This window comes from Ruegeria sp. CE6 (assembly GCF_056537485.1).
On sequence record NZ_JBQFRR010000004.1, the window covers coordinates 52,066 to 77,595 of the forward strand.

Genomic DNA, 25,530 nt, shown 5'->3' on the forward strand with positions numbered 1-25,530 from the left:
CCCGACTGGTGTCGAATGATTTTGAAAGAGGTGCCCCGTGTCCGAGCAACAAAGCCGATTGGATCTGTTCATTGACCGAATGGTCTCGCAACGTGCTTGTCTGGACTTTGCCATCGCGCAGACCACGGGGCAGCCTGGTCCGGTTTTTGAGCTGGGATTGGGAAATGGGCGCACATATCACCACATGGTTAAGCACATTCAGGACCGTCCCGTTTATGTTTTTGAACGGGCCGTTGCGTCTCATCCCGATTCGACACCGCCCGATGATCTGGTGATTCTCGGTGATGTGCGCGAAACATTGCCTGCTTCGGTCACACGATTTGGCGCGTCGGCCAGTCTGATCCATGCCGATCTTGGGGGACACAACCGGCAAAAGAATGATGCGTTTGCCCGCCTCGTCTCACCTTTGATCGAACCGCTTCTGGCGCGGGGCGGACTGATGGTTTCCAGCGATCGAATGTATTTCGAAACACTGACCGAGGTGCCGCTGCCAGAAGGGGCGGTCGACGGGCGCTGTTTCATCTATCGGCGTTGATCTGCCGTAGGGTCACTGTGTGATCCGACTCGCGCTTTAGTGCTGGCCCGGTCTAACGTCCGAGGCGTGAAGCTTTGGAGGGGACCGTCAAAATGCTGTTCTATGATTGCTCGACCGCGCCAAGCCCGCGCCGCGCCCGGATGTTTATCGCGGAAAAGGGGCTGAAGATTGACACCCGCGATATCTCAATCGCCAAGGGTGAACAGCTTAGCGATGCTTTCCGGGCTGTGAACCCTGGTGCAACGATTCCTGTGCTTGTTACGGATCAAGGTACCACGCTTACAGAAAATCTTGGCATCGCCGCCTATCTCGAAGCGCGCTTTCCGGAACCTGCCTTGATGGGGCATACGCCGGATGAAAAAGGCGAAATTCTGATGTGGAATGCCATCGCCGAACAGCAATGTGGCGCACCAATCGCGGAAACTTTGCGCAACACCCATCCTTCGTTCAGAGACCGCGCGATTACCGGGCCTGCAAACCACGCCCAAATCCCTGAACTAGCGCAGCGGGGGGCTGAGCGGGTGCGCGCCTTTTTCGATTTGCTAGAAGCCCGTCTGCAAGTCAGCGGTTTCGTTGCGGGTGATATGTTCTCTCTGGCCGACATCACCACATTTGTGTTTGTCGATTTCGCACGTGTCATCAAGATGCGTATCCCAGAAAAGAACACGGCCACACGCGCCTGGTTTGATGCCGTTCAGACACGCCCGAGCGCCCGGCTTTAAGCTGATCCGGGTGCTGTCCCTCGAACTGTACAGAAATGTCTAGACAGAAGTGAACAGTGCCTCTAGCGTCCTCTGCGAGTCATGCAGGGGAGCGCAGGATGAAATCTCAGTATCGTGTCGTAGTCATCGGTGGCGGCGTTGTCGGCGCCTCGGTTCTGTACCATCTCGCCAAGTTTGGCTGGTCAGATGTGGTCATGCTGGAGAGGCGGCGTTTGGCCTCGGGGTCTTCGTGGCACGCGGCGGGAGGCATCCATGCGCTGAACGCAGATCCGAACATGGCGTCGCTGCAGGCCTATACGATTGATCTGCTCAGCGAGATCGAAAAAGAGTCGGGCCAGAATATCGGCCTGCACATGACCGGCGGCCTGACGCTGGCGGGCACGCCCGAACGGTGGGAGTGGCTGCAGGCCAACTACCGCATTTTCCAGTCTATCGGCATCGACGACTGTGAGTTGTTGTCGCCAGAGGAGGCGCAGAAACGCTGCCCGATCATGTCCACCGACGGCGTGCTGGGCGCGATGTGGGCGGATCGCGAAGGTTACATCGATACAACCGGTACGGTTCAGGCTTATGCAACTGCGGCCAAGAAACGTGGCGCGGAATACTACGAAGAAACCAAGGTCGAAAGCCTTACGCAGACTGCGGATGGTTGGGAAGTTGTGACCGACAAAGGCACTATCATCTGCGAACATGTGGTCAACGCCGCTGGCCTCTGGGCCAAACAGGTGGGGCGCATGGCCGGAGTGGAGCTGCCGGTTTCGCCGCTGAAACACCATTATCTGATCACCGATACGGTGCCTGAGGTGGCCGAGGCGGATTTCGAGATGCCGATGACGGTTGATCTTGAAGGCTTCACCTATATGCGACAGGACCAGAAGGGCGTTCTGGTGGGAATCTACGAGGTCGATCACGAGCACTGGGCTATGGACGGTGCGCCGTGGAATTACGGTGAAGAATTGTTCCAGGAACAGCTCGACCGGATCGAGAACGAGCTGACGCTGGGCTTTGAACGGTACCCGTCGATCCAGAATGTTGGCATCAAAACATGGGTGAACGGCGCGTTCACCTTCTCACCCGATGGCAACCCGCTGGTCGGTCCGGTCCCAGGCAAGCGCGGTTATTGGTCAGCTTGTGCGGTGATGGCCGGATTCCTGCAGGGTGGCGGCGTTGGTAAGACGCTTGCCGAATGGATGATCCATGGCGAGCCTGAGGCCGACGCATGGCCTATGGACGTGGCGCGCTATGGCGATTTCGCTCAGAACAAACGCTACATCCGCGAAACAACCGGTCAGTTCTATTCCCGTCGTTTCGTGATGACTTACCCGAACGAGCAACTGCCCGCAGGTCGCCCGCTGAAGATGGCCCCAGCCCATGATGCAATGACCGAGGCGGGGTGCAAATGGGGCGTCAGTTGGGATCTGGAAGTGCCGCTTTACTTTGCGCCCGAAGGCTTTGAAGAGACGCCGACGCTGAAACGCTCGAATGCGCACGACATCGTGGCTGAGGAGTGCAAAACCATCCGCGAAGGCGTGGGACTACTGGATATCTCGGGCTTTTCGCGCTTCGAGGTCACAGGCCCAAATGCCGAGGCGTGGCTGGACAGGATCATGGCGTCGAAACTGCCTGCACCGGGGCGTGCCAAACTGGCTCCGATGCTGGGTGAAAACGGTCGCCTCAAGGGTGATCTGACCGTGCTGGACTGGGGCGACGGGACCTGGTGGATCATGGGCAGCTATTATCTGCGCGCATGGCATATGCGCTGGTTCGATGATCACATGATGGACGGTGTGAACATCCGCGATCTGGGCGAGGAATATTGCGGCTTTGCCGTGGTTGGGCCGAAATCGCAGGCTGTGGTCGAGAAACTGGCAGAACAAGATATCTCGGGCCTGAAATTCATGGGCTGCGGCGACTTTGATATCGGTCTGGTGCGTGCCCGTGTGGCGCGTATGTCGGTGACGGGCGAAAAAGGGTATGAGATAAACTGCCGCTATGGCGACCACATCAAACTGCGCCGGATGCTGCTTGAGGCTGGGGCCGTGGACGGTATCCGCGAATGCGGATTCAACGCGATGCTGTCGACGCGGCTTGAGAAGAGCTTTGGTATCTGGTCTGCAGAATTCACTCAGCTTTACACGCCAGGCATGACCGGAATGGATCGCTGGATCGACTGGAACAAGGATTTCGTTGGCAAAGAGGCTGCGCTGGCTGAACGCGATGGCAACGGTCCGGCGCAAGTTCAAGTGACGCTTGAGGTTGATGCGCTGGACGCAGATGCCAGTGGGTATGAACCGATCTGGGCTGGTGATGAGCGCGTTGGATTTGTGACTTCGGGTGGCTATGGCCACTACACGGGCAAGTCGCTGGCCATGGCTTTGGTCAACCGCGACAAGGCTGAACCGGGCACCGAGTTGTCGGTGCATGTGGTCGGTGTCGAACGCCCGGCCCGCGTGATTGCGCCGTCGCCCTATGACCCGCTTGGCAAAGCGATGCGAGGTTGACCATGTCGGACTTGGGCCAAAGACGCCGACGGCGCGGGCGCGGGACCGATTCCGCCCCGCAATCTAGTCGCGAGGTGAATTATCGCCAATTGCGCAATCCGTTTCCACAGATGGAAGTGTTCCCGACGGATCAGATTGCAGATATGCACGACAACGCATTGCGCACACTGGAAGAGTTGGGCGTGAAAGTTCTATTGCCCGAAGCGCGGCGAATCTACGCGCAGGGTGGCGCCCGCGTGGATGAAGACAGCGAAATGGTCTTCATCGGGCGGGATATGGTTGAGGCTGCGGTGGCCTCAGCTCCGAAATCCATCGGCTGCCGGGCGGGCGCGCGGCACCGGGATTTCACTTTGGAGCTGGGCTCTTTGGTGTTCCAACCCGGGGCTGGCGCTCCAAACGCGACCGATCTGGAACGCGGTCGGCGGCCAGCGAGTGGGCAGGATTATCTGGAGTTCCTAAAGCTCACTCATCACTTTGATGTCTTCCAGATGATCTCACCGCAGGTCGAACCGCAGGACGTGCCAACCAATGTGCGGCACTATTTCACCACACAAGCGCAGATGGAGCTGACGGATAAGTTCCCGTTCTTCTTCTCGCGAGGCACGCCGCAAGTGATGGACTGCTTCGAGATGCTCTCGACGGCGCGAGGTCTGTCTGACAAGGAGTTCCGCGCTAACGCCCATTGTTACACGATTATCAACACCAACAGCCCGCGGACGCTGGATATTCCGATGGCGCAGGGGCTGATCGATTTTGCGCGCCATGGGCAGATGTCGATCATCACTCCCTTTACCCTGATGGGCGCAATGGCTCCGATCACGGTGGCCGGGGCCATCACGCTGTCCCATGCCGAGGCGCTTGCGGCCTTGACGCTGACCCAGCTTACCAACCCCGGTGCGCCGGTGTGCTATGGGACCTTTACCAGCAATGTCGACATGAAATCAGGGGCGCCTGCATTCGGGACACCCTCGCATTTTCAGGCGTCTTTGGCGGCGGGCCAGTTGGCCCGGTATCTGGGCCTGCCCTGGCGGTCTGCGGCGGGGTCTGCGGCAAATATCAACGACGTTCAGGCCGCCAATGAAAACCAGTTTGGCCTTTGGGGCTGCCTGATGGCCGGGGCGACGGTGATCATTCATTCGGCCGGATGGCTCGAAGGTGGCCTGACCGTATCTTTCGAGAAGATGATCTGCGATGCCGAAGTGTTGAACATGGTGGCCGAGCTTTGTGCAGGGGCACAGGCCAATGGTGCAGAGATCGGGTTTGATACTGCGCTGAGCGAGGTTGAACCCAGCGGACATTTCTTCGCCACCAGTCAGACGATGGAGCGCTATAATACCGCATTTTATGAGCCGCACCTGCATGATTACGCAAATTTTGGCACCTGGACCGAGCGTGGCGCGATCGACGCCAACCACCGCGCGACGGGCGTATGGAAGGAAATCCTGGCAAATTTCAAAGCACCGGCATCAGATACGGATCGCCTTGGTGCGTTGAAGGATTTCATAGCGCGCCGTACAGAAGAGGGCGGCGCACCGCCGGAGAGTTGAATGAACACCAAACCCATCCTGCACAGGGACGATCCCGAAGCTGAGCCACTGATTGGTAACGTCAAGGTCACGCGCGATGATTGGCTGAACGTGGCCATGGACGTCCTGATTTCGGACGGGGTCGAGCAGGTGAAAGTCATGAACCTTGCCGAGCGGATGGCGGTCTCGCGCTCATCATTCTACTGGTACTTCAAGTCGCGGCAGGAATTGCTGGATGCGCTGCTGGCGCGATGGCAGGCGACAAATACGGCGGCCTTGATCGCGCAATCCGAATTGCCTGCTGAAACGATCACGGCTGCGGTGTGCAATGTGCAGCGCTGCGTTGTGAATACCGAACTATTTGATACGGCGCTTGATTTTGCTGTGCGGGATTGGGCACGAAGATCGGGAAAGGTGCGGCGTATGCTGGACCAGTCCGATGCCCGTCGCCTGGCCGCGCTGCGCGCGATGTTCATCCGGTTCAACTATGATGAGACCGAGGCAGAGACGCGGGCGCGGGTGCTATATTATATGCAGATCGGATATGATCTGGCGCAGTTAAACGAACCATTGGCGATCAGGCTGTCGATGGTTCCACACTACCTTTATGTTTTTACAGGGGTCGAACCGCGACCCGAGGAAATCACCGAATTCAGCGCGTATGCGAAACGTTTCTGGGAAGGGGCAGGACATGAACCAACCTGACGCAATCATCATTGGCACCGGTGTGATCGGCGCCGCCATCGCGTTCGAGATGTCCAAGGCCGGTTGGAAAACTCTGTCGTTGGATCGCAATGCGCAGGTTGGGCATGGCTCGACCGCAGGCTCTTGCGCGATAATTCGGATGCATTATTCGACCCTCGATGGAACCGCGTTCGCCTGGGAAGGTTATCACTATTGGCGTGATTGGGCGAACTATCTGGGCTTGCCCGACACAGCCGATTTGGCGCAGTTTCGTGAGACCGGTTGTTTGGTCGTCAAGACCGAGGCCAATGGATTTCTTGAGAAACATAAGAAGTACAGCGCCGAACTGGATTGTCCGTTTGAAGAATGGACACCCGAGCGGATTACCGAACGTCTGCCGATCTATTCTCTGGACAGCTTTGCCCCGGCGCGGCGCATGGATGATCCGGAGTTCGGCCAACCGAACGGAGATCGGATTCAGGGCGCAGTGTTCTGGCCGAAAGCAGGCTATGTGACCGATCCGGCCTTGTCGGCGCAAAACCTGATGGATGCCGCCAAGCTGCATGGTGCCGAAGTGCGAACGGGCGCAGACGTGCGCGAAATCCTGTTGCAGCAGTGGCGCGTCGCAGGTGTCAGACTTGCCTCTGGTGAAGAAATCCACGCCAAAGTGGTGGTGAATGTTGCCGGTCCCGGGTCAGCGCTTGTCAACGAAATGGCCGGGGTTCTGGGTGACATGACTATTCAAACCCGCCCGCTGCGGCAGGAGGTGGTGCATGTACCCGCGCCCGAAGGATTTGATTTCGAAACGCAAGGAACAATTGTCTCGGATAGTGATATCGCGCTGTATTGCCGTCCAGAACATGGCAATCATATTCTGATCGGCTCCGAGGATCCGGCTTGTGATCCGCATCAATGGTGCGAAGATGATGTAAGCTATAACCACGATTTTACGGATCAATGGACCACGCAGGCCATGCGTTATGCCCAACGGGTCCCTAGCTTGGGGATACCCTCCAGAACCCGTGGGGTGGTGGATTTGTATGATGCCTCGACTGACTGGATTCCGATCTATGACAAGTCCAGCCTGCCGGGGTTTTACATGGCCTGCGGCACCAGCGGAAACCAATACAAGAACGCGCCGATTGCGGGCAAAATGATGGCTGAACTGATTGACTACGTTGAAGGCGGTGCGGATCATGACGACAAGCCGATGCAGTTTGAACTGCCTTGCATTGGGCGCACAATCGACACCAGTTTCTATTCCCGCAAGCGACCGGTCAATACCGATAGCAGTTTCTCGGTGCTTGGTTAACGCGCCATCGCGCGCGCGTTCTCATAGCTTTCTTCCCGTACTGGACCGAAACCGCGTATCTGGTCCGCAGCTGACAGCACGTCCAGCCACTCGGTCTCGGAATGGGCGGAGGGGTTTGTCAGATACATGTCCAACAGCGATTGGTACCAGTTTAGGATATCTCGATGCAGTCGCGCTTCGGAGTGATAGCCGAAGGGGTTCAGGACCGAGCCACGCAAACCACGTAGACGGGACAGTCCCCGCAGAACCGGGCGCATCCATGGACCCAGTGCAAACTTGAGGGGGCGGCCCCGTTCGTCCTTGCGCCAGCTGAGCATTGGCGGGGCGAAGTGGTAACTGGTTTTGAAATCTCCCTCGAACTGTTGCTTCAGTTCGTTGTCGAAGTTTTGGGACGTTTGCAGCCGGGCCACTTCGAACTCGTCCTTATAGGCCATGAAGCGGAACAGGTTACGGGCTACGGATTCTAGAAGATCGTCGGATATTTTCGGGTTCGACGCGCGGATTGCTTCAATCTGTTGCGCATAGCGATCCGCATATGCGGCATCCTGATAATCTGTCAAAAACGCCACCCGACGCGCAATCACCTGATCCAAGGTGCCGTTTGCCTCTTCGGGTAGTGCCAGCCCGTGAATGCGGTCGGGGTCAGCCGCCAGACAACGCCCAAGAGCAAAGGCCAGCCGGTTTTTTTCGACGGCAACACCGTTCAGCAAGATGGCCTGAGCCAATGCAAGGTGCGATACCGGAACCAGCTCGTTTTGCCATGCATAACCCAGCAAAATGACGTTGGCGAAGACGGAATCCCCCAGTAGCGCCTCAGCTATTGCATTTGCGTCAAGGCTGGCGAGATTGTCCACCCCAACCACATCTGCGATCGCCTGTTCCCGCTTATCGACCCGCAATTGGGCATCGCGACGCAGGACAAGATCGCCGGTGGGCATCTCAGCCCTGTTCAGCACAACGCGTGTACCGCGGGCATAATGAGTTGAGGCTTTAGGGGCCGAACTCACCACCACATCACAGCCAATCACCGCATCCGCAGCGCCTTGATCTATGCGTACTTGGTTAAGCGCATCCGGAGCTGCGCCAAGGCGGATGTAACTGAGTACCGTGCCGAATTTCTGCGCAAATCCGGTGAAATCCAGGACCGAGGCACCTTTGCCTTCCAGATGCGCGGCCATAGTGATCAGGGCCCCAACCGTGACAACCCCAGTGCCACCCACGCCTGTCACAAGCAGATCAAACGGTGTGTCCAAAGACGGAAGCTTTGGGTCTGGCAGGTCTGCCTCAAGCGCGTCGAGGTCCAGATCTATGGCCCGCTTTCGCCGGGTTGCGCCTGCAACGGTCACGAAACTTGGGCAGAATCCGTTCAGGCACGAAAAATCCTTGTTGCACGAACTTAAGTTGATCTTGCGCTTGCGCCCCAGCGGGGTTTCTCGCGGCTCAACGCTCAGGCAATTCGATGCGACCGAACAATCGCCGCAACCTTCGCAGACAAGATCATTGATCCAGACGAACGTCGAGGGGTCCTCCATTGTCCCACGCTTGCGGCGGCGGCGTTTCTCGGTGGCGCAGGTCTGTTCATAGATCAGGACCGTGACTCCGGGTATGTCGCGCAGTTCGCGTTGCAGGCTGTCCATCTTTGCCCGGTCGTGGAATGTGGTGCCAGCCGGGAAATCGGATCGGTGAAACTTGGCAATGTTGTCCGAGACCAGCGCGATCCGCGCAACGCCTTCAGCCCGGCAGGTTTGGGCAATGCCTGCAACGCTGACAGGTCCATCCACTGGTTGCCCTCCGGTCATTGCGACCGCATCATTGTAGAGGATTTTATAGGTGATATTTGTCCCTGCCGCGACCGCCTGACGGATCGCGAGTGATCCAGAATGGTACCACGTCCCTTCGCCAAGGTTCTGGAAGATATGCTTTCCGCCATTGAATTGTGAGGCCACCACATGGGGTACGCCTTCGCCTCCCATCTGTGCATACCCGACCGTCTCGCGATCCATCCAAGATGCCATTACGTGGCAACCAATGCCGCTGGCAGCGGTAGAGCCTTCTGGAACTTTGGTTGATGTATTGTGCGGGCAGCCCGAGCAGAAATAGGGTGTCCGTGTTGCGCCCGGGACGTTGATCACGGGCGGTTCTGTCTCAGTCAGTGCACGCGCTTTGGCAGGCAGGTTTTCTTCAGGGAAGAACGTGTTAAGTCGGGCGGCAACAATAGGGGCCAGCATCAAAGGGCTGAGTTCCCCGGTCCATGGGATCAGCGGTTCGCCATGGCTGTCATATTTACCTACCATCTTATGGGGTTTGTCGCCGGGCCAGTCATAGAAATATTCTTTGAATTGGCTTTCGATGATGCCGCGCTTTTCCTCGACGACCAGAACCTCGGCCTTGCCTTTCACAAAGCGCAACGCGTTGCGACGGGCCAGCGGCCAGACCATGCCAACCTTGTAGATGTCGATCCCCAAGCGGCGACAGGCGGCTTCATCAAGGTCCAGCAAACGCAGCGCCTCCATGAGATCGAGGTGCCCCTTGCCGGTGGTCACGAAGCCGAACTTCGCACTGTCGATGTCATAAATACGCCGGTCGATGGGGTTTGCTTCGGCAAAGGCCCGAACGGCGCGCAACTTGTGTTGGATGCGGGTCTCGATCTCGGGCGAGGGCAAATCGGCGGTGCGGACGTGCAAACCGAGTTCGGGCAAGTCGATCTGCGGCAGGGAAAAGCTGCGATCCGGGTGCAGATCGACGGACCGTGCGCTTTCGACCGTTTCCGAGACCGCCTTGAACCCGACCCACGTGCCTGAGAAACGGGACAGAGCGAACCCGTACTCGCCGAATTCCAAATATTCCTCGACCGAGGCTGGGTTCAATGTCGGCATGAACCACGACATGAAGGCCACATCCGACTGATGCGGCATCGAAGAACTGACGCAACCATGATCATCGCCTGCCACGACCAGCACGCCACCTTTTGGCGCAGACCCATATGCATTCCCGTGTTTCAATGCATCGCCTGATCGGTCGACACCGGGGCCTTTACCGTACCACATCGAAAAGATGCCCTCGACCTCGCAATGCGGGTCCAAAATGGCCTGTTGCGCACCCAGAACCGCCGTTGCGCCGAGGTCTTCGTTCACGGCGGGCATGAACGTGATGCGATCCGTCTTCAGCCGGTCCTTTGCGCGCCATAGCTCAAGATCCAGCCCGCCCAGTGGCGATCCGCGATAGCCCGAGACAAACCCCGCCGTGTTCAGCCCGGCCTGACGGTCGCGTCGGGCCTGGTCCATCATAATCCGCGCCAAGGCTTGCGTGCCTGTTAGAAAAACCCGGCCCTGCGTCAGGGTATAGCGGTCTTCAAGCCGATAGGTGCGGGGGGAGGGTTCGTGGTGGCTCATTGCTGCGCGTCCATGGGTTTTTGTCTTTGGTGTTCGGTTATTTTAACCCCCCGCAGGTGAATTTCTGTTTCAGAGTTTGTGCGAGTTCTGCAAAATATGATAGGATTTACCAGATTTAGTTATATTTACGGATGAATCTTTCCAAGATGACTACTCTTGATGATCGGGACCACCGCATTCTGACGCTGCTTCAAAATGACAGCCGGGTTTCAAACGCCGAATTGGCAGATGCAGTCGGCATGTCAGCCTCCGCGCTATGGCGCCGGGTGCGCGCGCTGGAAGAGGCTGGGGTGATCGAACGGTACGGCGCTTTGGTGAACCCTGCCGAGATGGGGTTGACGTTCGAAGCAATCGTGCATGTTCACCTGACCCGGCATGACCCGGACAAGATTGTCGACTTCATCCGGGCCGTCGAGATCAGCCCCGAAGTGCAGGAATGCTACGCCACGACTGGTCAGGCCGATTATCATCTGCGTGTCTTGTGCAGGAATCTGTCTGCTTACAACACGTTTCTGGAAGATTTCTTGTTTCGATTGCCCGCCGTCGCCAGCGCGCAAACGAATGTCGTGCTGCGGACGATCAAGCGGAACCGACCGGTGGTACCCTGAAGCTTAAGCCGCGAAAGCCACCCAAGCCCAGGCCATGCCAATATAAGTAAGGTTGTGAAACAACTGATCCAGACCAGCGGCACGCCAAAAAGCGGCCTGATTGGGTTGCAACTGTTTGCGGTCAGAATAGTTGGCTTTGGCAAAGTCGATGTGGAAATGCACGATCCATTCCAACGCAGCGATGATCAGTATGAATTCAATCGGGGCGCGAAAGAGCGCGAAAATCACGACCGAACCCACAACATGCACAGCAGCATGTTGCGCGCGCCCCATGTGGAAATACGTGCCTCGCCCGGAAAGCATCTTGGGCGTCTGTAAAAAATAGTCGGCGAACATGTGTTTGATCTGAAGCAGGCACAGCAACAGAAACACAGCGCCAAAGCTGGCAGGCAAATGAATCCTCCCGATATCGTCCTGAATCAGGAGATTAGGGGGTAAACGCGAAACGCGCAAATGAACTTGTTCACACAACGCAAATTAGGCGCAAATCGGAAATTCATTTGCGTCCGAGGATACGATTGCGGTAAATTCGGCCCGTTGTATTCACGCCAAAATCAGTGATTTGAGCGGCGGATCGTTAGTAGGGGCGGGTTCAATAGAACGATCGATCTTTCAGTTCATCTGGAAATACTCGAAGCGCGACCAGTTGATTTTGCTGGCCGTGACGTCGACCTTGTTTCCTTTGCTTTACCTGACGTTGGAGCTGCCCAAGCGCATCATCAATGACGCAATCGGCGCGACAAGTCAGATTGTCGATGTCTGGGGTTATAGCCTGACGCAGACCACTTTTCTGATGATCCTGTGCTTTGCCTTTCTGGCTGCGGTGCTGGCGCACGGGCTGATGAAGATGCGTATCAACACCATGAAGGGTGTTCTGAGCGAGCGTATGCTGCGTCGCTTTCGCTATCAGTTGATCAACCGCGCGCTTCGCTTCCCACAACCATATTTTGAGCGGGTCAGTCAGGGCGAAATGGTCTCGATGATAACCGCTGAAAGCGAACCGATGGGTGGGCTGATGGGGGATGCGATCAGTCAGCCCGTGCTGCAGGCCGGACAAATGATCACGATCCTGTCCTTTCTGTTCCTCCAAAGCGTTTGGTTCGGACTGGCCGCGGTGGCGTTGATCCCGCTGCAGGCCTGGTTGATCCCGCGATTGCAACGCCAGATCAATCTTCTGAACAAGAAGCGCATTCAAGAGGTCCGCGTTTTGGCTGCCCAGATCGGCGAGAACGCTGCCGGTGCTTCGACCCTGCGCGCCAATGGCGGTTGGCGTTATCGGCGGGCGATGATCTCGGATCAGCTGGGGCGCCTGTTCGCCATCCGCTTTGAGATCTATCAGAAGAAGTTCTTTATGAAGTTCATCAACAACTTCATATCGCAGCTGACGCCATTCATGTTCTACCTTGTCGGTGGCCTGCTGGTGTTGCAGGGGTCTGTTTCGCTGGGTGCTCTGGTGGCTGCGCTGGCGGCTTACAAAGACTTGAGCTCACCCTGGAAAGAACTGCTGACCTATTATAATCAAACGCAGGACATGTCGCTGCGATGGGATGTTGTGATTGATCGTTTCGCACCGGATGGAATGATTGATGAGGCCCTGTTTGACGGAGAGCCAGCGGATCGTCCACATCTGAATGGCGATATCGTACTGAATCAAGTCTCGGTTCGTGATATCGACGGCAATCAGGTTTTGGATGATCTGGACCTGACGTTCCCAGCAGGTAAAACTGTCGGCATTTCGGCCACCAGCGAGGAAGATCGCCATGCGCTGACCGAGTTGCTGACCCGCGAGATTCTGCCAACCTCTGGCCGTATTGAAATCGGCGGCATCAATATGGCTGGCCTGCATCAAAGCGTTGTTGCCCAACGAATAGGTCTAGCAACCTCGCGCCCCATAATGTTTCAGGGCACGTTGGGTGAAAATGTGATGATGCCGATGCGGTCACATCCATTGTCCAAGTCCACCGAGGATCCGGATTTCCCCGAGACGCTGAGGGCAGGTAACAGTGCTGATCCATTCCACGTCGAATGGCTAGATCCAGGATCGGCAGGCTTTGACGATACAGCACGGCTGCGCGATTGGTGGCTGAAACTGATCGATGGCATGGGCTCGGGCGCGGCGTTGTTTCAGCGCGGTGCCGAGCAGGTGTTTGATGCGAATGAGCGCCCGGAACTGGCAGCAAAGCTGGTCGAATTGCGCCCTCGGGTTCAGAAGGCGGTGCGCGAGGCCGGGCTTGATCAGCAGGCGCTGATTTTCGATCGCTGCGCGTATAACCCTGCGCTACCCGTTGCTGAGAACCTGTTGTTTGCCACCCCTTGTGTTCCAGTGACACGGCAATTGCTGGCACAGCAAACCGTGTTTCTAGGCCAGTTGCGCGAGTTGGGGTTGGATGAAACCCTGATCAGTTTGACACGCGACGTTATTGAGATGCTGCGCCAGATCTTTGGGCTTGATGGAACGGATCACCCTCTGTTCCGCAAGCTGGGGCTTGAGGCCCAGACCTACGAGGCCGCGGTTGAATTGGTCGAGCAAACCCGGAAGGAAGGCGCAAACGGGCTGGATGACGAACAATTGGCTAGCTTGCTTTCGGTGCCATTTGTGATCTCGGCCGAGCAGATTGGCCCGGCGTTTTCGGATGAGCTGAAGAACCGCATTCTTGAGCTTCGCCACAGCCACTCGGCCAAATTGCTGGAACCGTTGCACGATGTATTCGTCCCGTTGGATGAAGATGCCTTTGCACCCGGTTTGACGGTTATGGAAAACGCACTGTTTGGCAAGGTCAGCCAGATCGGCGGTGCGCGGACCGACGAGGCGCGCAAGCTGATCGTCGATGTTCTGGCCGAGAACGGGGCACGACCGATGGTGGTGGAACTGATCTATGATGTTCCGGTCTCGATTGGCGGCCAGAACTTGCCTGCCGTATTTGCCGAACCGCTAGCCTTTACCCGCGCTGCGATCAAAAAGCCAGATATTCTGATCCTGGAAACCGCGCTTGCCAGCTATGATATGGAGACACAGGTCGCAGTTTATAAAAATCTGCGTGAATTGCTGCCCGAAACTACTGTAATCTATCTAAATGATGCGTTCGAAAATCCAGATGTTTTCGACATGTATGTTGAAATCCGTCAGGGCCGGGTCGTGACGGGTGAAGGCCCAACCGACGTCGACGGCGACGGTGCGGCGTCTGCCGATCTGGTACGCAAATTGCGTGCGCTTGAGCAGACCCCGTTGTTCTCTGGGCTCGACCGTCGCCAGCTTCGACTGCTGGCCTTTGGGGCGCGCTGGTTCGAAGCGAAACCTGGCCAGGTGGTGTTTCTGAAGGATGATCAGCCAACCGATGGCGCCTATGTCATCCTTGAGGGCGAGGCAGGATTGTACCTGCCGCGTTCGGGCGAGGCCGATCAACTGATCACAACGGTTGGTGCGGGCGCGTTGGTGGGAGAGCTGGGGTTGATCCGAAAAGAGCCTCGGGCGTTGAGCATGGTGGCTGAAACGGAACTGTCCTGCCTACGGATCGGTGAGGAGGAATTTCTGGCGGTCGTCGAGAACGATGCAGCCACAGCCTTTAAACTGTTGCAGGTCATCGCGGGGTATGTCTCGAACTGATCGGCTTGCTCGCCTGTCGATTGTTACCCTTCGGTTGCGGGTGCCCCGCCTTGAAACGCATTCCCATTTGCATAGTCACATGGTGTTTCCTGCATCTGTAAGTGCAGCCCGTCACCTTTGTAGGGATGGGCTCGGGCAAGGCCTTCATCGACCTCGATACCAAGGCCGGGCTCGATCGGAGGAGTGACGAACCCCTTCTCGACGCGGATGCTTCCCTTTATCAGTTGATCGTGGAATGGGGTCTCGATGCTTTCAAGCAGCAGCAGGTTCGGGATCGACGCCGCAAGATGAATATTCGCCGCCCACTCGATCGGTCCCGCATACAGATGGGGTGCCATCTGGGCGTTGAAAACCTCGGCCATTGCGGCGACTTTCTTCATCTCCCATATACCACCAGCGCGACCCAGCGCAGGCTGAAGGATTTCGGCGGCCCCGGCGCGCAGGACCGCGCCAAATTCCGCCTTGGTTGTCATCCGTTCACCGGTTGCGATAGGGATACGGACAGTGCGCGCCACACGGGCCATATCCTCGATCATGTCGGGGGGTGTGGGTTCTTCGAACCACAGTGGTGAAAAGGGTTCCAGCGCTTGGCCCAGACGTATAGCTCCGGCTGTGTTGAACTGACCATGAGTACCGAACAGCAGATCGGCCTTGTCTCCAACTGCCTCACGGATCGCTTTGCAAAACGCTATCGACATTGAGATATCGGACATAGCGGGCATGTGCCCACCGCGGATCGTATAAGGCCCGGCAGGATCAAACTTGACGGCGGTATAGCCGCGCCGGACCATTTCAGCAGCACTTTCTCCGGCCTGCTCAGGTGAAGTCCAGAAGTCCGTCAGGTTATGCTGAGGAAGTGGGTAGAGATAGGTATACGCCCGGATACGGTCGTTCATCCGCCCACCCAGCAGCGCATAGACCGGACGATCACGATCCTTGCCCAAAATGTCCCAGCAGGCGATTTCGAGCCCCGAGAACGCACCCATGACGGTCAGGTCTGGTCGCTGAGTGAAGCCGCTGGAATAGGCGCGGCGGAACATCAACTCGATATTCTCGGGGTTTTCGCCCTGCATGTGCCGTTCGAATACATCGCGAATGACATGGGTCATGGCTTCGGGACCAACCGAGGACGCGTAGCATTCCCCCCAACCGATCACGCCCGTATCCGTGGTGACCTTGACCAAAATCCAATAGCGCCCACCCCAACCCGGTGCCGGAGGCGCGGTGACAATGACATCGAGATCTTGCAGTTTCATCGGGTGTTCCTTTTGCGGGGTTCAGTCGCGATCAAACAAGATTACATTGCGTTTGGCCGCACCGGACTTGGTGTCTTCGATGGCCTCATTGATCTGCGACAGGGTCCAGCGACCCGAGATCAACTCGTCCAGTTTCAGCCGCCCCTGTTCATACAGATCGATCATCCACGGGATGTCGCGCTGGATCACTACATCGCCCATTTTTGAGCCCACCATGCCCTGGCCAAGCGCGGCCAGCACGACGGGTTCGTAGCTGGACATGTCACCAGAATGGGGCATCCCGATCATGATCGCCTTGCCGCCCCGACCAAGGTAACGCGGGGCCTGATCATAGGCCGGGATTGCACCAACAGTAATCAAGACGGCGTCTGCGCCACGTCCGCCCAGCGCCTTGTAGGCGGCTTTCCACGGCTCTTTCTGGCTGGCCAAAACACCATGGGTCGCGCCGAACTCCATTGCGATATCCAGCTTATCCTGTGTCATATCGACCCCAACGATACGGCGAGCTCCGGCAATACGTGCGCCTTGGATTGCGTTCAAGCCGACGCCCCCGGCGCCGATGACAACCACGTCCTGCCCGGGGCGAAGCTGGGCGGCGTTGACCGCTGCGCCAACACCGGTGATCACCCCGCAAGACAGCAGGCTGGCAAGGTCCTTGGGCAGGGTCTCAGGTATGCGGACGATCTGTCGGTGGCTGACAACTACCTTTTCGGCAAAGGCCCCGCATGCCATGGCCTGTTCCAGCGCATCACCGTCGGCAGTCTGCAGCGGACCTTTCACCGTGTCATAAGGTGTTTCACAAATGGTGGGCATGCCACCGGCACAGGACGGGCAGGACCCGCAGGCGCGGATCAAGGTTACCACAACGGGATCACCAAGTTTGAAATCCCCTGCGCCTTCACCAACAGCAGAAACGATGCCAGCCGCTTCGTGCCCGTAAACCGCGGGCAAGTGGCCGCCCCATGCGCCGCTTGCAAAGGAAATGTCCGAATGGCAAATCGCCACTGCATCCAGCGTGACCTCGACCTCGCCCATGCCGGGTGGTGCAATCAGGATGTCTTCGATGACCAGAGGTTCGCCGAAGGCCCGGCATACGGCTGCTTTGATGGTTTGCATGTGTTTTCCCGCTCCCTAACGGGATCACGGTGACCCGTCCCGGCGGGACCTGCAAGGTGGAAACCGTCACGGATGTGTCGTTGTTCTGCCAAAGTGGGGTAGACGCAAAAGAATCCACCTATTGATAAGCATTGTGTGGGTCATCGGTTCAGTGTGCGACAACCAAACAGATCGGCGCACGGCGTATCGGGGTCGGGACATCGACGGTGGCTGGCTACATTCGTTGCGAGATCTGGTGCATCAACCCGGCAAGATGCTCAGGATGCGAAAAAAACGGCGAATGAGAGCTGTCTATCGTAAGGTGCATATCAGGGTCCGCGCAGCCCGCCATCTCGGCCTGATATTCGGTCGGAACGATTCGGTCATCGGTGGTTCTGATGTACCCTTTTGGAACGCGCGCGAAGTTATCGCCGACGTCTAGGGGGGTAGTCTGCGGTGCAATCGCCTGGGGGCACAGGCGCGCGAATGCATAGGCAACCACCTCGCGCGCGCAGTCGTGATAAAGCAGGTCGTGCACCTGATCCGGTACCACCGAATACGACAACCCGTCGCCGGATACTTCGACGGCATTTCCGATCAGTTGGCGTGGGGCTCGTTTGCGCATTTCGACCATAGATAGCCCGGATTTCGGAACATAGGCACTTAGATAAATCACACCACGCATGGCGTTCGGGTCGGTCTCGGCAGCCGCACTTACGGGATATCCACCCCACGAGTGCCCTAAGATGATGGTCTTTGGTGTCGAAGCCTTCAGCACGGCATCTCTGCACGTTCCAAGGGTTACATCGCGGATAGGCGTCGGGTCCGAGCCGTGGCTTGGCATATCGATGGCGCGGGCGGTATGTCCGAATGTGGTCAATTCCGGGATCAGATCGCGCCAGCACCAGGCACCGTGCCACGAGCCATGTACAAGCAAGAAATCTGCCAACAATCCCTCCTTCAAATATGTCCGATCTCGGTCAGAAAACCACCGATCAGTTGGGCAAAGTCCTGAGGGCGCTCGACGCAGGGCAGGTGGCCTGCCTTTCGGATTAGCGCAAAGCGCGAGCCAGGGATCAGATCGACCGTTTCGCGCACCAGATCTGGCGGGGTTGAGCCGTCTTCGCTGCCCGCAATCCCTATGGTCGGCAGGCGCAATCCGCTGGTTGGCGTATAGAAATCGGTGCCCGAGATTGCAGCGCAACAGCCCAGATAGCCATCGACCGGTTGTCGGACCATCATGTTGCGCCAAAGCGTCATCTCGGCGCTGGCCCGGAATGATTTCGAGAACCACCGATCCATGGTGGCATCCGCCAGTGCCTCGATCCCGCCGGTACGGACAGCATCCATACGATGCTGCCACATCTTGGGAGTGCCGATTTTGGCGGCCGTATTCGACAGCACCAGCGCGCGGATCTGATCCATACGCTTGACCGCCAGGCCCTGCGCAATCATGCCACCGACGGACAGACCCACGAATACGCAATCCTTGACTTCTAGATAATCCAGCAATTGCTCGGCGTCGCGCACCAGATTTCCCATGGAATAGGGCGCTGAGGGTGCTGTTGACAATCCGTGCCCGCGTTTGTCGTACCTAATGATGCGCAGGCCTTTGGGCAGTAGCGGCAATATCGGGTCCCACAGCCGCATATCCGTACCCAGTGAATTAGCAAACACGATGGGGGCGCCAGCGGCGTCGCCATCAATTCGGTAGTGTATCCGAACATCTTTGAGGTCAGCGATATGCATGTTTAGCGTCCCCGTCTGCTCAGGGTGTCGGTTAAAACGACTACAACCGGATTTTGCACCGGCTGTAAGCGATTGTCAGGTAAGGAATTCCAACGCTCGTTCAAAGATCTGCGGATCCACGTTGCCGCCCGAGGCGACTACGATCACCGCATTCCCATCAATCTGATCCTTGCGAAACAGGGCAGAGGCCAGCGAAACCGCTCCTCCGGGTTCCAGCACGATCTTCAGACGCAGAAACGCAAAGGCCATGGCGCGTAGGGATTCCTGTTCAGATACCGACAGACCAGGGCCGCAAAGCCGCTGTAGGATGGGAAAGGTAATCTGCCCCGGCTGTGGCGTCAGGATTGCGTCGCAGATATTTCCCGAAGTAGCGTCGTTGCTTTGGATCGTCCCGCTTGCCAGCGAGCGTTTCACGTCTTCGAACCCTTCAGGCTCGCATGGACGAGGGCGCAGACCGGGCGCGTGACGCTCTAATGCCAGCGCTATACCAGATGTCAGCCCGCCGCCGCCACAGCAGATCAGCACGTCACCTTCGGTCACGCCCAGCGCCCGTGCCTGACGCGCCAGCTCCAGTCCCGTTGTTCCCTGGCCAGCGATCACTTGCGGTTCGTCATAAGGCCGGATCAAGGTCAAACCGCGCTCGGCAGCCAATGCCTCGCCGATGTCTTCGCGGCTTTCGCTGGCACGGTCATATAGGACGACCTCACCGCCCAGCGCGCGGGTGTTTTCAATCTTCAGCTTCGGCGCATCCGAGGGCATGACGATGACGGACGAGACTCCATGTTGAGCCGCTGCATAGGCAACACCCTGTGCGTGATTGCCCGAGGAATAGGCGATGACGCCCCGGTTGCGCGCCGCTTCATCCAATGCCGAAATAGCTGACCACGCGCCGCGAAATTTGAAACTGCCGGTGTGTTGCAGGCATTCGGGTTTGATCAGCACGCGGCGACCCGCGATTTCATCCAGGAAAGGCGATGACAGAAGCGGCGTCTCGCGCACGTGACCTTTCAGCCGCTCGGCGGCGGCTTCGATCATGTCTATGTTGCTCATTTGGCGTCCAGTATCTTGCGGATCAGGTCTAGGGATTGAGGCTCGTTCAGGAACGGGACATGTCCTCGGTCCGGCACTTCGGTCGAGATCAATTCGGGGTGGTGTGCGTGCATCTTCTGCACCGTGGCTTTGCTCAACAAGTCGGAATTTGCACCGCGGATCACGCCGGTGTGGATCGTGCTCAGGGCGTCGAACAAAGGCCACAGGTCCGGTACCGGGGTGATGGCGGCCTGCTCGATCAGCGCTTGTCGCAATGCGGGGTCATAACGCAGCTGTAGCCCGGTATCGGTTTGAATGTATTGATGTTCTACCTGCAGTTTCCAGACGTCCTGAGCGATGCCCGGGAACTGTGGCGCCATCATCGTTTGCAGGACCTGCGCAGCCTCATCATAGGATTGTGAACTTGGGGGATTGCCGACATAGTCCATAATCTTGGCAATGCCACCGGGTTCGATCACCGGGCCAACGTCGTTCAGGATAACACCTGCCAGCCGGTCAGGATGGCTGGCGGCCAAGGCCATGGCGATCAGCCCCCCCCGTGACGTGCCCAACAGGGTCACCTTCTCCAAACCCAGCTGATCCAGAAGTTCGACCGCATCCTGTCCTTCGCGCAGGATGTTGTAATTCATGTAGTTCGCATCAAAATCGGACTTGCCGCGCCCGCGATAATCCATCGCAATCATACGAAGATCACTCATATGTGGCGCAAGAAATGAAAAGTCGCGGCAGTTGCGCGTCAAGCCAGCCAAGCAAAGCAGAGGATGGCCCGTGCCGGTATCTTCATAGTACAGGCGTTTGCCGTCCGAGGTGGTGAAATATGCCATCAAAGCCCTGCCAATTGAGGGATCGTCGTCAGGTCTGGCAGCACATGTGCAGGTTTCCACGGCAGACGGTCCATTGGTTCGCCAGCGCGGTTGACCCAAGCTGTGACAAATCCATAGCCACTGGCCCCGGCAGCGTCCCAGCCGTTTGAGCTGACGAACAGAACTTCTTCGCGCGTACAACCGAACCGGTTTTGCACCAGATCGTATACGCTGGCATGGGGTTTGAAGACCCCCACGCTTTCGACCGACAGAACATCATCCAGCACATCACCGATCGCGGCAGACTGCACCGCCCCGTTTAGCATCGGGGGTGAACCGTTGGACAAGATGGCGGTCTGCAACCCACCGGCCTTCAGCGCCTTCAACATATCGGGGACCTCGGGATAGGCCTGCAATTCCCAATACAAATCGAGCAGACGCTGCCGAAGGGTGATATCCCCCTGAAGGCCTACCGCTTCCAAGGCCCAATCCAGCCCATCTTGCGTGACATCCCAAAAGTCACAATGCGCATCAGCGACAGCACGCAACCATGTATATTGCAGTTGCTTCAGACGCCAGTGATTGGCCAACTCGGGCCATTTGCTAGCCAACGCTTCAAATCCGGGCTCTGTTGCGGCCTGCCTGGCGGCGGCGGCCACGTCAAACAGAGTGCCATAAGCGTCGAATACACACGTGGTGATAGCCATCCGATCCTCCCCTGATCGGGCGCAGGTAAACACAACCGGTTCCGGGGTTAAAGAGGGCAGGGTTTACAATGCTGTGTCAGCCTCTAGGCTGCGCCGTTCATTTCTTTTCAGGCCGGAGGCCATCATGACCGCAATCAAACAAGGCGACACGGTTCGCATCCACTACACCGGAACTCTGCTGGACGGCAAAGTCTTCGACAGTTCCGAGGGGCGCGATCCGTTGGAGTTTGCGGTTGGTTCCGGGCAGATCATACCCGGTCTGGACGCTGCCCTGCCGGGCATGCAGATTGGCGAGAAAAAGCGTGTGGAGATCGATTGCGTTGACGCCTATGGCCCGATCAATCCGGGCATGCGGCAGCAGATCCCGCGTGAAGGCATCCCGGATGACATTCCGCTTGAACCTGGCACGCAGTTACAGATGCAAACTCCTGACGGTCAGGCATTGCCAGTGACTGTCGTCGAGGTAGATGAGGCGACGGTGACCTTGGATGCAAATCATCCACTAGCGGGGCAAGATCTGGTCTTCGATATCGAAATCGTTTCGATCAACTGACGCTGATTGGATCAAAGGCCCGGGATATGTGACAACAACGGCTCAATCGCATCGCGCACGGGCGGTTGGGTCAGAAACACAAAGGCAATCAGCAGCGATGTGAGAATCAGCAGCAAAAGACGCGCACGTCCGCTTCCTGATTTGCGTTTCAAAGCTGGCGAGCGCGTGTTGCTCGCAAGGATCTGTTCAAGTTTGCTCATATCGTAATCCCTGCGGGGCAAAGATGTTCAAATCTTGGCACCCGCAGGGAAAGATATGGTCACATGGCCTCTGGCTGAGGCATGCCCAGAATATGATACCCGCCATCGACACGGATGATCTCACCCGAAGTATAGCTGCCGGCGTCGGACGCAAGATACACGGCGGTGCCTCCGACGGCCTCCAGCGTGGCATTCGAACGCATCGGTGCGTTCTGGTCGCAGAACTTGTAGGTCTTGCGTGCACCACCAATAGCCGCACCCGCCAATGTTTTCATCGGGCCGGGCGAGATGGCGTTCACGCGAATACCCTCGGGGCCCAGATCGTTCGCCAGATAGCGCGTCGCCGATTCCAGCGCAGCCTTGGCGACGCCCATGACATTGTAGTTTGGTACAACCTTGTTCGATCCTTGATAGGTCAGGGTCAACAATGTGCCGCCATTGTCCTTCATCAGCGGATAGGCGCGACGGGCAACTTCGATGAACGAATAGGCCGACACATCCAGCGAGTGTTTGAAGTTTGCCCGCGTGGTGTTCAAGAATCGACCGGTCAGTTCGGACTTGTCCGAATAAGCGATAGCGTGGACAACAAAATCTATTGTTGGCCAGCGGGCGGACAACTCGCCAAACGCGCGATCCAGTGAATCATCATCGGTCACATCCGCATCGACCATGAAGTCGCTGCCCAAGCTTTGGGCCAGCGGTTCAAGCCGTTTGCCAAACGCCTCGCCCTGATAGGTGAAAGCCAGCTCAGCGCCTGCTTCGTGCATGGCTTTGGCGATGCCCCACGCGATAGAGCGGTCATTAGCCACGCCCATGATCAGGCCGCGTTTACCCTTGAGAATATCCGACATCTTGTTCACCCGTTATACTTCGACAGAACCATGGATCCGTTGGTGCCGCCAAAGCCGAAGCTATTGGTCATCACGCTGTCCAAGCCTGCGTTTTCAACCACTTGAGTTGCAATTTCACCGGGCAGGATGCCGTCGGCAAGTGTGTCGACATTGATCGACGGAGTAATGAAATCATGTTCCAGCATGAGCAGGCAGAAGATCGCCTCAAGCGCGCCCGCTGCGCCTTGCGCGTGACCGGTCATCGATTTTGTCGATGAAATCGGAGGCACACTGCCTTCACCAAAGATACGGCGTACGGCTTCGACTTCTCCGACGTCGCCCACTGGGGTCGAGGTGCCGTGGGCATTGATATAGCCGACCTTGCGGCCTTCGGGCACGGTCGACAGCGCCAGACGCATCGCGCGCTCGCCGCCTTCGCCGGATGGTGCCACCATGTCGTGCCCATCAGATGTCGCGGCATAGCCGGTTACTTCGGCATAGATTTTCGCACCGCGCGCCAGCGCATGCTCGAGGTCTTCCAGAACCACGATGCCGCCACCGCCGGAAATCACAAATCCGTCGCGGTTCTGATCGAATGCGCGCGAGGCTTTATCAGGTGTCTCGTTGTACTTGGACGACATCGCACCCATCGCGTCGAACAGGCAGGACAGGGTCCAGTCCAGCTCTTCTCCTCCACCTGCGAACATCACATCCTGCTTTCCCAGCATGATCTGTTCAGCCGCATTGCCGATGCAGTGCAGCGAGGTCGAGCAGGCCGAGGTGATCGAGTAGTTGATACCTTTGATTTTGAACGCGGTCGCCAAGTTCGCAGAAATCGTCGAACACATGCACTTTGGCACTGCAAACGGGCCGATCCGTTTGGTTGCGCCGGTTTTCAGCACGGTTTGGTGCGCAGTCAACATCGCGCTGGTCGATGGTCCACCCGAACCTGCCACCAGACCTGTGCGCGGATTGACCACCTGATCTTCGGTCAGCCCGGCGTCCGCGATGGCCTGATTCATCGCGATATGGGCATAGGCAGCACCCGGACCCATGAACCGCAGGGTCCGCTTGTCCACGTGATCGGCCACATCGATTTTCAGCGAACCGGCGATCTGGCTGCGAAAGCCGTGCTCGACCATCTGTTCGCTTGCTACGATGCCGGATTTGCCTGCTTTGAGCGAGGCGAGCACCTCTTCGGCATTGTTCCCGATCGAGGACACAACCCCCAGACCGGTGACGACTACTCGACGCATTTGCGTACTCCTTATTGCGGCCGGTCAGGCTCAGGCGTCTGACAGAACGACCTTCATATCCTTGACGTCGTATATCAATTCACCATCGGCTTCGACGATGCCATCTGCCACACCCATGGTCAGGCGGCGCGTCTGGATCGCCTTTTTGAAATCAATCTTATAGGTCAGCATCTTCCGGTCCGGGCGCACCATGCCGGTCAACTTGACCTCTCCGACGCCAACGGCCATGCCACGTCCTTGCCAGCCGCGCCAGCCGAGGTTGAAGCCGGTCAGTTGCCACAAACCGTCCAGGCCCAGACAGCCGGGCATGATCGGATTGCCAGGGAAATGGCAGTCAAAGAACCAAAGCTCAGGTGTGATATCGAATTCGGCCAGCACATGACCCTTGCCATGCGCTCCACCGTCGCCGGAAATCTCGGTAATGCGGTCCATCATCAACATCGGCGGAGCCGGCAACTGCGCGTTGCCAGGGCCAAATAGTTCGCCGCGGGCGCATTTCAGCAGATCGTCCTTGTCAAAACTGCTCGGGAATTGGGCCATTCTGCCGCCTCTCCTGCCTGGGTCCGTTTATTACATCTGGCCTCGTCTATCACCCGTATGCAAGGTCCTGCAAGACCAGCACTCCATATCTTGTTGTGACTACAATATTCTTTGCGAATGAATTTCATTTGAAATTGCAGGCAGGGCGCACTTATATTAAGGGCAGCAAAACACAGGTATCGGATTCATGACACCTCAGAGCCGTGAGATCGCTGCAAATTGGTTGGTTGACGCAGGTTTGCGCCCCACGCGCCAAAGGGTTGCTTTGGCCGAATTGCTTGTGGGCGACGGTCTGCATCGTCATGTGACAGCGGAAAGCCTGTTTGAATCCGCAAAAGCCAAAGGTGACGCGGTTTCGCTGGCGACCGTATACAACACATTGCGGGCGTTTTGCGATGCCGGGGTGCTTCAAGAGATCACTGTTGACGGGTCCAAAAGCTATTTCGACACCAACACGCATGACCATCCGCATTTCTATTGGGAAGACGAAAGCCGTCTGAGCGATGCACCATCCGATCAATTGGTAATCCAACAATTGCCGGAAGCTCCTGAAGGCGTCGAAATCGCATCGGTCGATGTGGTGATCCGCCTGCGGAAGAAGTAACCT

General features: G+C 57.5%; 23 protein-coding genes. 10 read left to right on the forward strand and 13 right to left on the reverse strand.

Annotation, left to right across the window (positions count from 1 at the left end):
- Positions 1 to 37 precede the first annotated feature (37 nt).
- From ACR0DK_RS16395 to ACR0DK_RS16420, 6 genes are all read left to right on the forward strand, one after another.
- Complete coding sequence (locus ACR0DK_RS16395) at positions 38 to 535, forward strand: class I SAM-dependent methyltransferase (protein WP_170404613.1); 498 nt, start codon at positions 38 to 40, stop codon at positions 533 to 535.
- Between the two features lie 92 nt (positions 536 to 627).
- Positions 628 to 1,257 carry a glutathione S-transferase family protein gene (locus tag ACR0DK_RS16400; protein ID WP_480737167.1) on the forward strand — a complete coding sequence of 210 codons (630 nt, stop codon included), beginning with the start codon at positions 628 to 630 and terminating at the stop codon, positions 1,255 to 1,257.
- Positions 1,258 to 1,355: 98 nt separating this feature from the next.
- Complete coding sequence (locus tag ACR0DK_RS16405; protein ID WP_480737169.1) at positions 1,356 to 3,758, forward strand: GcvT family protein; 2,403 nt, start codon at positions 1,356 to 1,358, stop codon at positions 3,756 to 3,758.
- A 2-nt stretch (positions 3,759 to 3,760) separates the two neighbouring features.
- Positions 3,761 to 5,305, forward strand: coding sequence for a trimethylamine methyltransferase family protein (locus ACR0DK_RS16410; protein WP_480737171.1), 1,545 nt, complete (start codon positions 3,761 to 3,763; stop codon positions 5,303 to 5,305).
- Positions 5,306 to 5,989: a TetR/AcrR family transcriptional regulator gene (locus ACR0DK_RS16415; protein WP_170397633.1), complete on the forward strand. Its 684-nt coding sequence runs from the start codon at positions 5,306 to 5,308 to the stop codon at positions 5,987 to 5,989.
- The gene (locus ACR0DK_RS16420; protein ID WP_480737173.1) at positions 5,976 to 7,280 is read left to right on the forward strand and encodes an NAD(P)/FAD-dependent oxidoreductase; all 1,305 of its coding nucleotides are present in this window, start codon (positions 5,976 to 5,978) and stop codon (positions 7,278 to 7,280) included. Before ACR0DK_RS16415 ends, ACR0DK_RS16420 begins: the two co-directional genes overlap by 14 nt.
- Here the strand turns inward: ACR0DK_RS16420 and ACR0DK_RS16425 are convergent.
- Complete coding sequence (locus ACR0DK_RS16425) at positions 7,277 to 10,672, reverse strand: indolepyruvate ferredoxin oxidoreductase family protein (RefSeq protein ID WP_480737177.1); 3,396 nt, start codon at positions 10,670 to 10,672, stop codon at positions 7,277 to 7,279. The genes ACR0DK_RS16420 and ACR0DK_RS16425 overlap by 4 nt on opposite strands.
- A 146-nt stretch (positions 10,673 to 10,818) precedes the next feature.
- Between ACR0DK_RS16425 and ACR0DK_RS16430 the strand changes: the two genes are divergently transcribed.
- Positions 10,819 to 11,280: an Lrp/AsnC family transcriptional regulator gene (locus tag ACR0DK_RS16430; protein WP_170397624.1), complete on the forward strand. Its 462-nt coding sequence runs from the start codon at positions 10,819 to 10,821 to the stop codon at positions 11,278 to 11,280.
- A gap of 3 nt (positions 11,281 to 11,283) precedes the next feature.
- On the opposite strand, the gene ACR0DK_RS16435 is transcribed toward ACR0DK_RS16430, so the two are convergent.
- Positions 11,284 to 11,673 carry a DUF3307 domain-containing protein gene (locus ACR0DK_RS16435; RefSeq protein ID WP_223117632.1) on the reverse strand — a complete coding sequence of 130 codons (390 nt, stop codon included), beginning with the start codon at positions 11,671 to 11,673 and terminating at the stop codon, positions 11,284 to 11,286.
- A 169-nt stretch (positions 11,674 to 11,842) separates the two neighbouring features.
- Here ACR0DK_RS16435 and ACR0DK_RS16440 point away from each other — a divergent pair, with 169 nt between their 5' ends.
- Positions 11,843 to 14,884 carry an ABC transporter transmembrane domain-containing protein gene (locus ACR0DK_RS16440; RefSeq protein WP_170626517.1) on the forward strand — a complete coding sequence of 1,014 codons (3,042 nt, stop codon included), beginning with the start codon at positions 11,843 to 11,845 and terminating at the stop codon, positions 14,882 to 14,884.
- A gap of 23 nt (positions 14,885 to 14,907) precedes the next feature.
- On the opposite strand, the gene ACR0DK_RS16445 is transcribed toward ACR0DK_RS16440, so the two are convergent.
- The 7 genes from ACR0DK_RS16445 to ACR0DK_RS16475 all read right to left on the reverse strand — a co-directional run bounded on the left by ACR0DK_RS16445 (position 14,908) and on the right by ACR0DK_RS16475 (position 21,544).
- Positions 14,908 to 16,140, reverse strand: a complete 1,233-nt coding sequence (locus ACR0DK_RS16445) for a mandelate racemase/muconate lactonizing enzyme family protein (RefSeq protein WP_480705668.1) — start codon at positions 16,138 to 16,140, stop codon at positions 14,908 to 14,910.
- A 21-nt stretch (positions 16,141 to 16,161) separates the two neighbouring features.
- Positions 16,162 to 17,256 (reverse strand): Zn-dependent alcohol dehydrogenase, encoded by a 1,095-nt coding sequence (locus ACR0DK_RS16450; RefSeq protein ID WP_223117634.1) that lies wholly within the window; start codon positions 17,254 to 17,256, stop codon positions 16,162 to 16,164.
- Between the two features lie 214 nt (positions 17,257 to 17,470).
- Positions 17,471 to 18,184: an alpha/beta fold hydrolase gene (locus tag ACR0DK_RS16455; protein WP_170397608.1), complete on the reverse strand. Its 714-nt coding sequence runs from the start codon at positions 18,182 to 18,184 to the stop codon at positions 17,471 to 17,473.
- Positions 18,185 to 18,195: 11 nt separating this feature from the next.
- Positions 18,196 to 18,984 (reverse strand): 3-oxoadipate enol-lactonase, encoded by a 789-nt coding sequence (gene pcaD / locus ACR0DK_RS16460; protein ID WP_480737180.1) that lies wholly within the window; start codon positions 18,982 to 18,984, stop codon positions 18,196 to 18,198.
- Positions 18,985 to 19,059: 75 nt separating this feature from the next.
- On the reverse strand, positions 19,060 to 20,034 hold the full coding sequence (locus tag ACR0DK_RS16465; RefSeq protein WP_223117636.1) for a threonine ammonia-lyase: 975 nt from the start codon (positions 20,032 to 20,034) through the stop codon (positions 19,060 to 19,062).
- The gene (locus ACR0DK_RS16470; protein ID WP_480737182.1) at positions 20,031 to 20,858 is read right to left on the reverse strand and encodes an alpha/beta fold hydrolase; all 828 of its coding nucleotides are present in this window, start codon (positions 20,856 to 20,858) and stop codon (positions 20,031 to 20,033) included. The genes ACR0DK_RS16465 and ACR0DK_RS16470 overlap by 4 nt, the downstream gene beginning before the upstream one ends.
- Entirely contained in the window at positions 20,858 to 21,544 is a 687-nt protein-coding gene (locus tag ACR0DK_RS16475; RefSeq protein ID WP_480571020.1) for a haloacid dehalogenase type II, read from the reverse strand. The genes ACR0DK_RS16470 and ACR0DK_RS16475 overlap by 1 nt, the downstream gene beginning before the upstream one ends.
- 124 nt (positions 21,545 to 21,668) lie before the next feature.
- On the opposite strand from ACR0DK_RS16475, the gene ACR0DK_RS16480 reads away from it, so the two are divergent.
- Positions 21,669 to 22,097, forward strand: coding sequence for an FKBP-type peptidyl-prolyl cis-trans isomerase (locus tag ACR0DK_RS16480; RefSeq protein ID WP_170818117.1), 429 nt, complete (start codon positions 21,669 to 21,671; stop codon positions 22,095 to 22,097).
- Positions 22,098 to 22,108: 11 nt separating this feature from the next.
- Here the strand turns inward: ACR0DK_RS16480 and ACR0DK_RS16485 are convergent, their stop codons facing one another.
- From ACR0DK_RS16485 to fabA, 4 genes are read right to left on the reverse strand one after another with little or no spacing between them, the layout of a single operon-like run.
- Positions 22,109 to 22,297: a hypothetical protein gene (locus tag ACR0DK_RS16485; protein ID WP_170397589.1), complete on the reverse strand. Its 189-nt coding sequence runs from the start codon at positions 22,295 to 22,297 to the stop codon at positions 22,109 to 22,111.
- Between the two features lie 59 nt (positions 22,298 to 22,356).
- Entirely contained in the window at positions 22,357 to 23,148 is a 792-nt protein-coding gene (locus ACR0DK_RS16490; protein ID WP_170397587.1) for an enoyl-ACP reductase FabI, read from the reverse strand.
- 5 nt (positions 23,149 to 23,153) lie between these two features.
- Positions 23,154 to 24,383 (reverse strand): beta-ketoacyl-ACP synthase I, encoded by a 1,230-nt coding sequence (fabB, locus tag ACR0DK_RS16495; protein ID WP_170733300.1) that lies wholly within the window; start codon positions 24,381 to 24,383, stop codon positions 23,154 to 23,156.
- 30 nt (positions 24,384 to 24,413) lie between these two features.
- Positions 24,414 to 24,923 (reverse strand): bifunctional 3-hydroxydecanoyl-ACP dehydratase/trans-2-decenoyl-ACP isomerase, encoded by a 510-nt coding sequence (gene fabA, locus ACR0DK_RS16500; protein WP_170397581.1) that lies wholly within the window; start codon positions 24,921 to 24,923, stop codon positions 24,414 to 24,416.
- 187 nt (positions 24,924 to 25,110) lie between these two features.
- On the opposite strand from fabA, the gene irrA reads away from it, so the two are divergent.
- Positions 25,111 to 25,527 (forward strand): iron response transcriptional regulator IrrA, encoded by a 417-nt coding sequence (gene irrA / locus ACR0DK_RS16505; protein ID WP_170397577.1) that lies wholly within the window; start codon positions 25,111 to 25,113, stop codon positions 25,525 to 25,527.
- Positions 25,528 to 25,530: the final 3 nt, after the last annotated feature.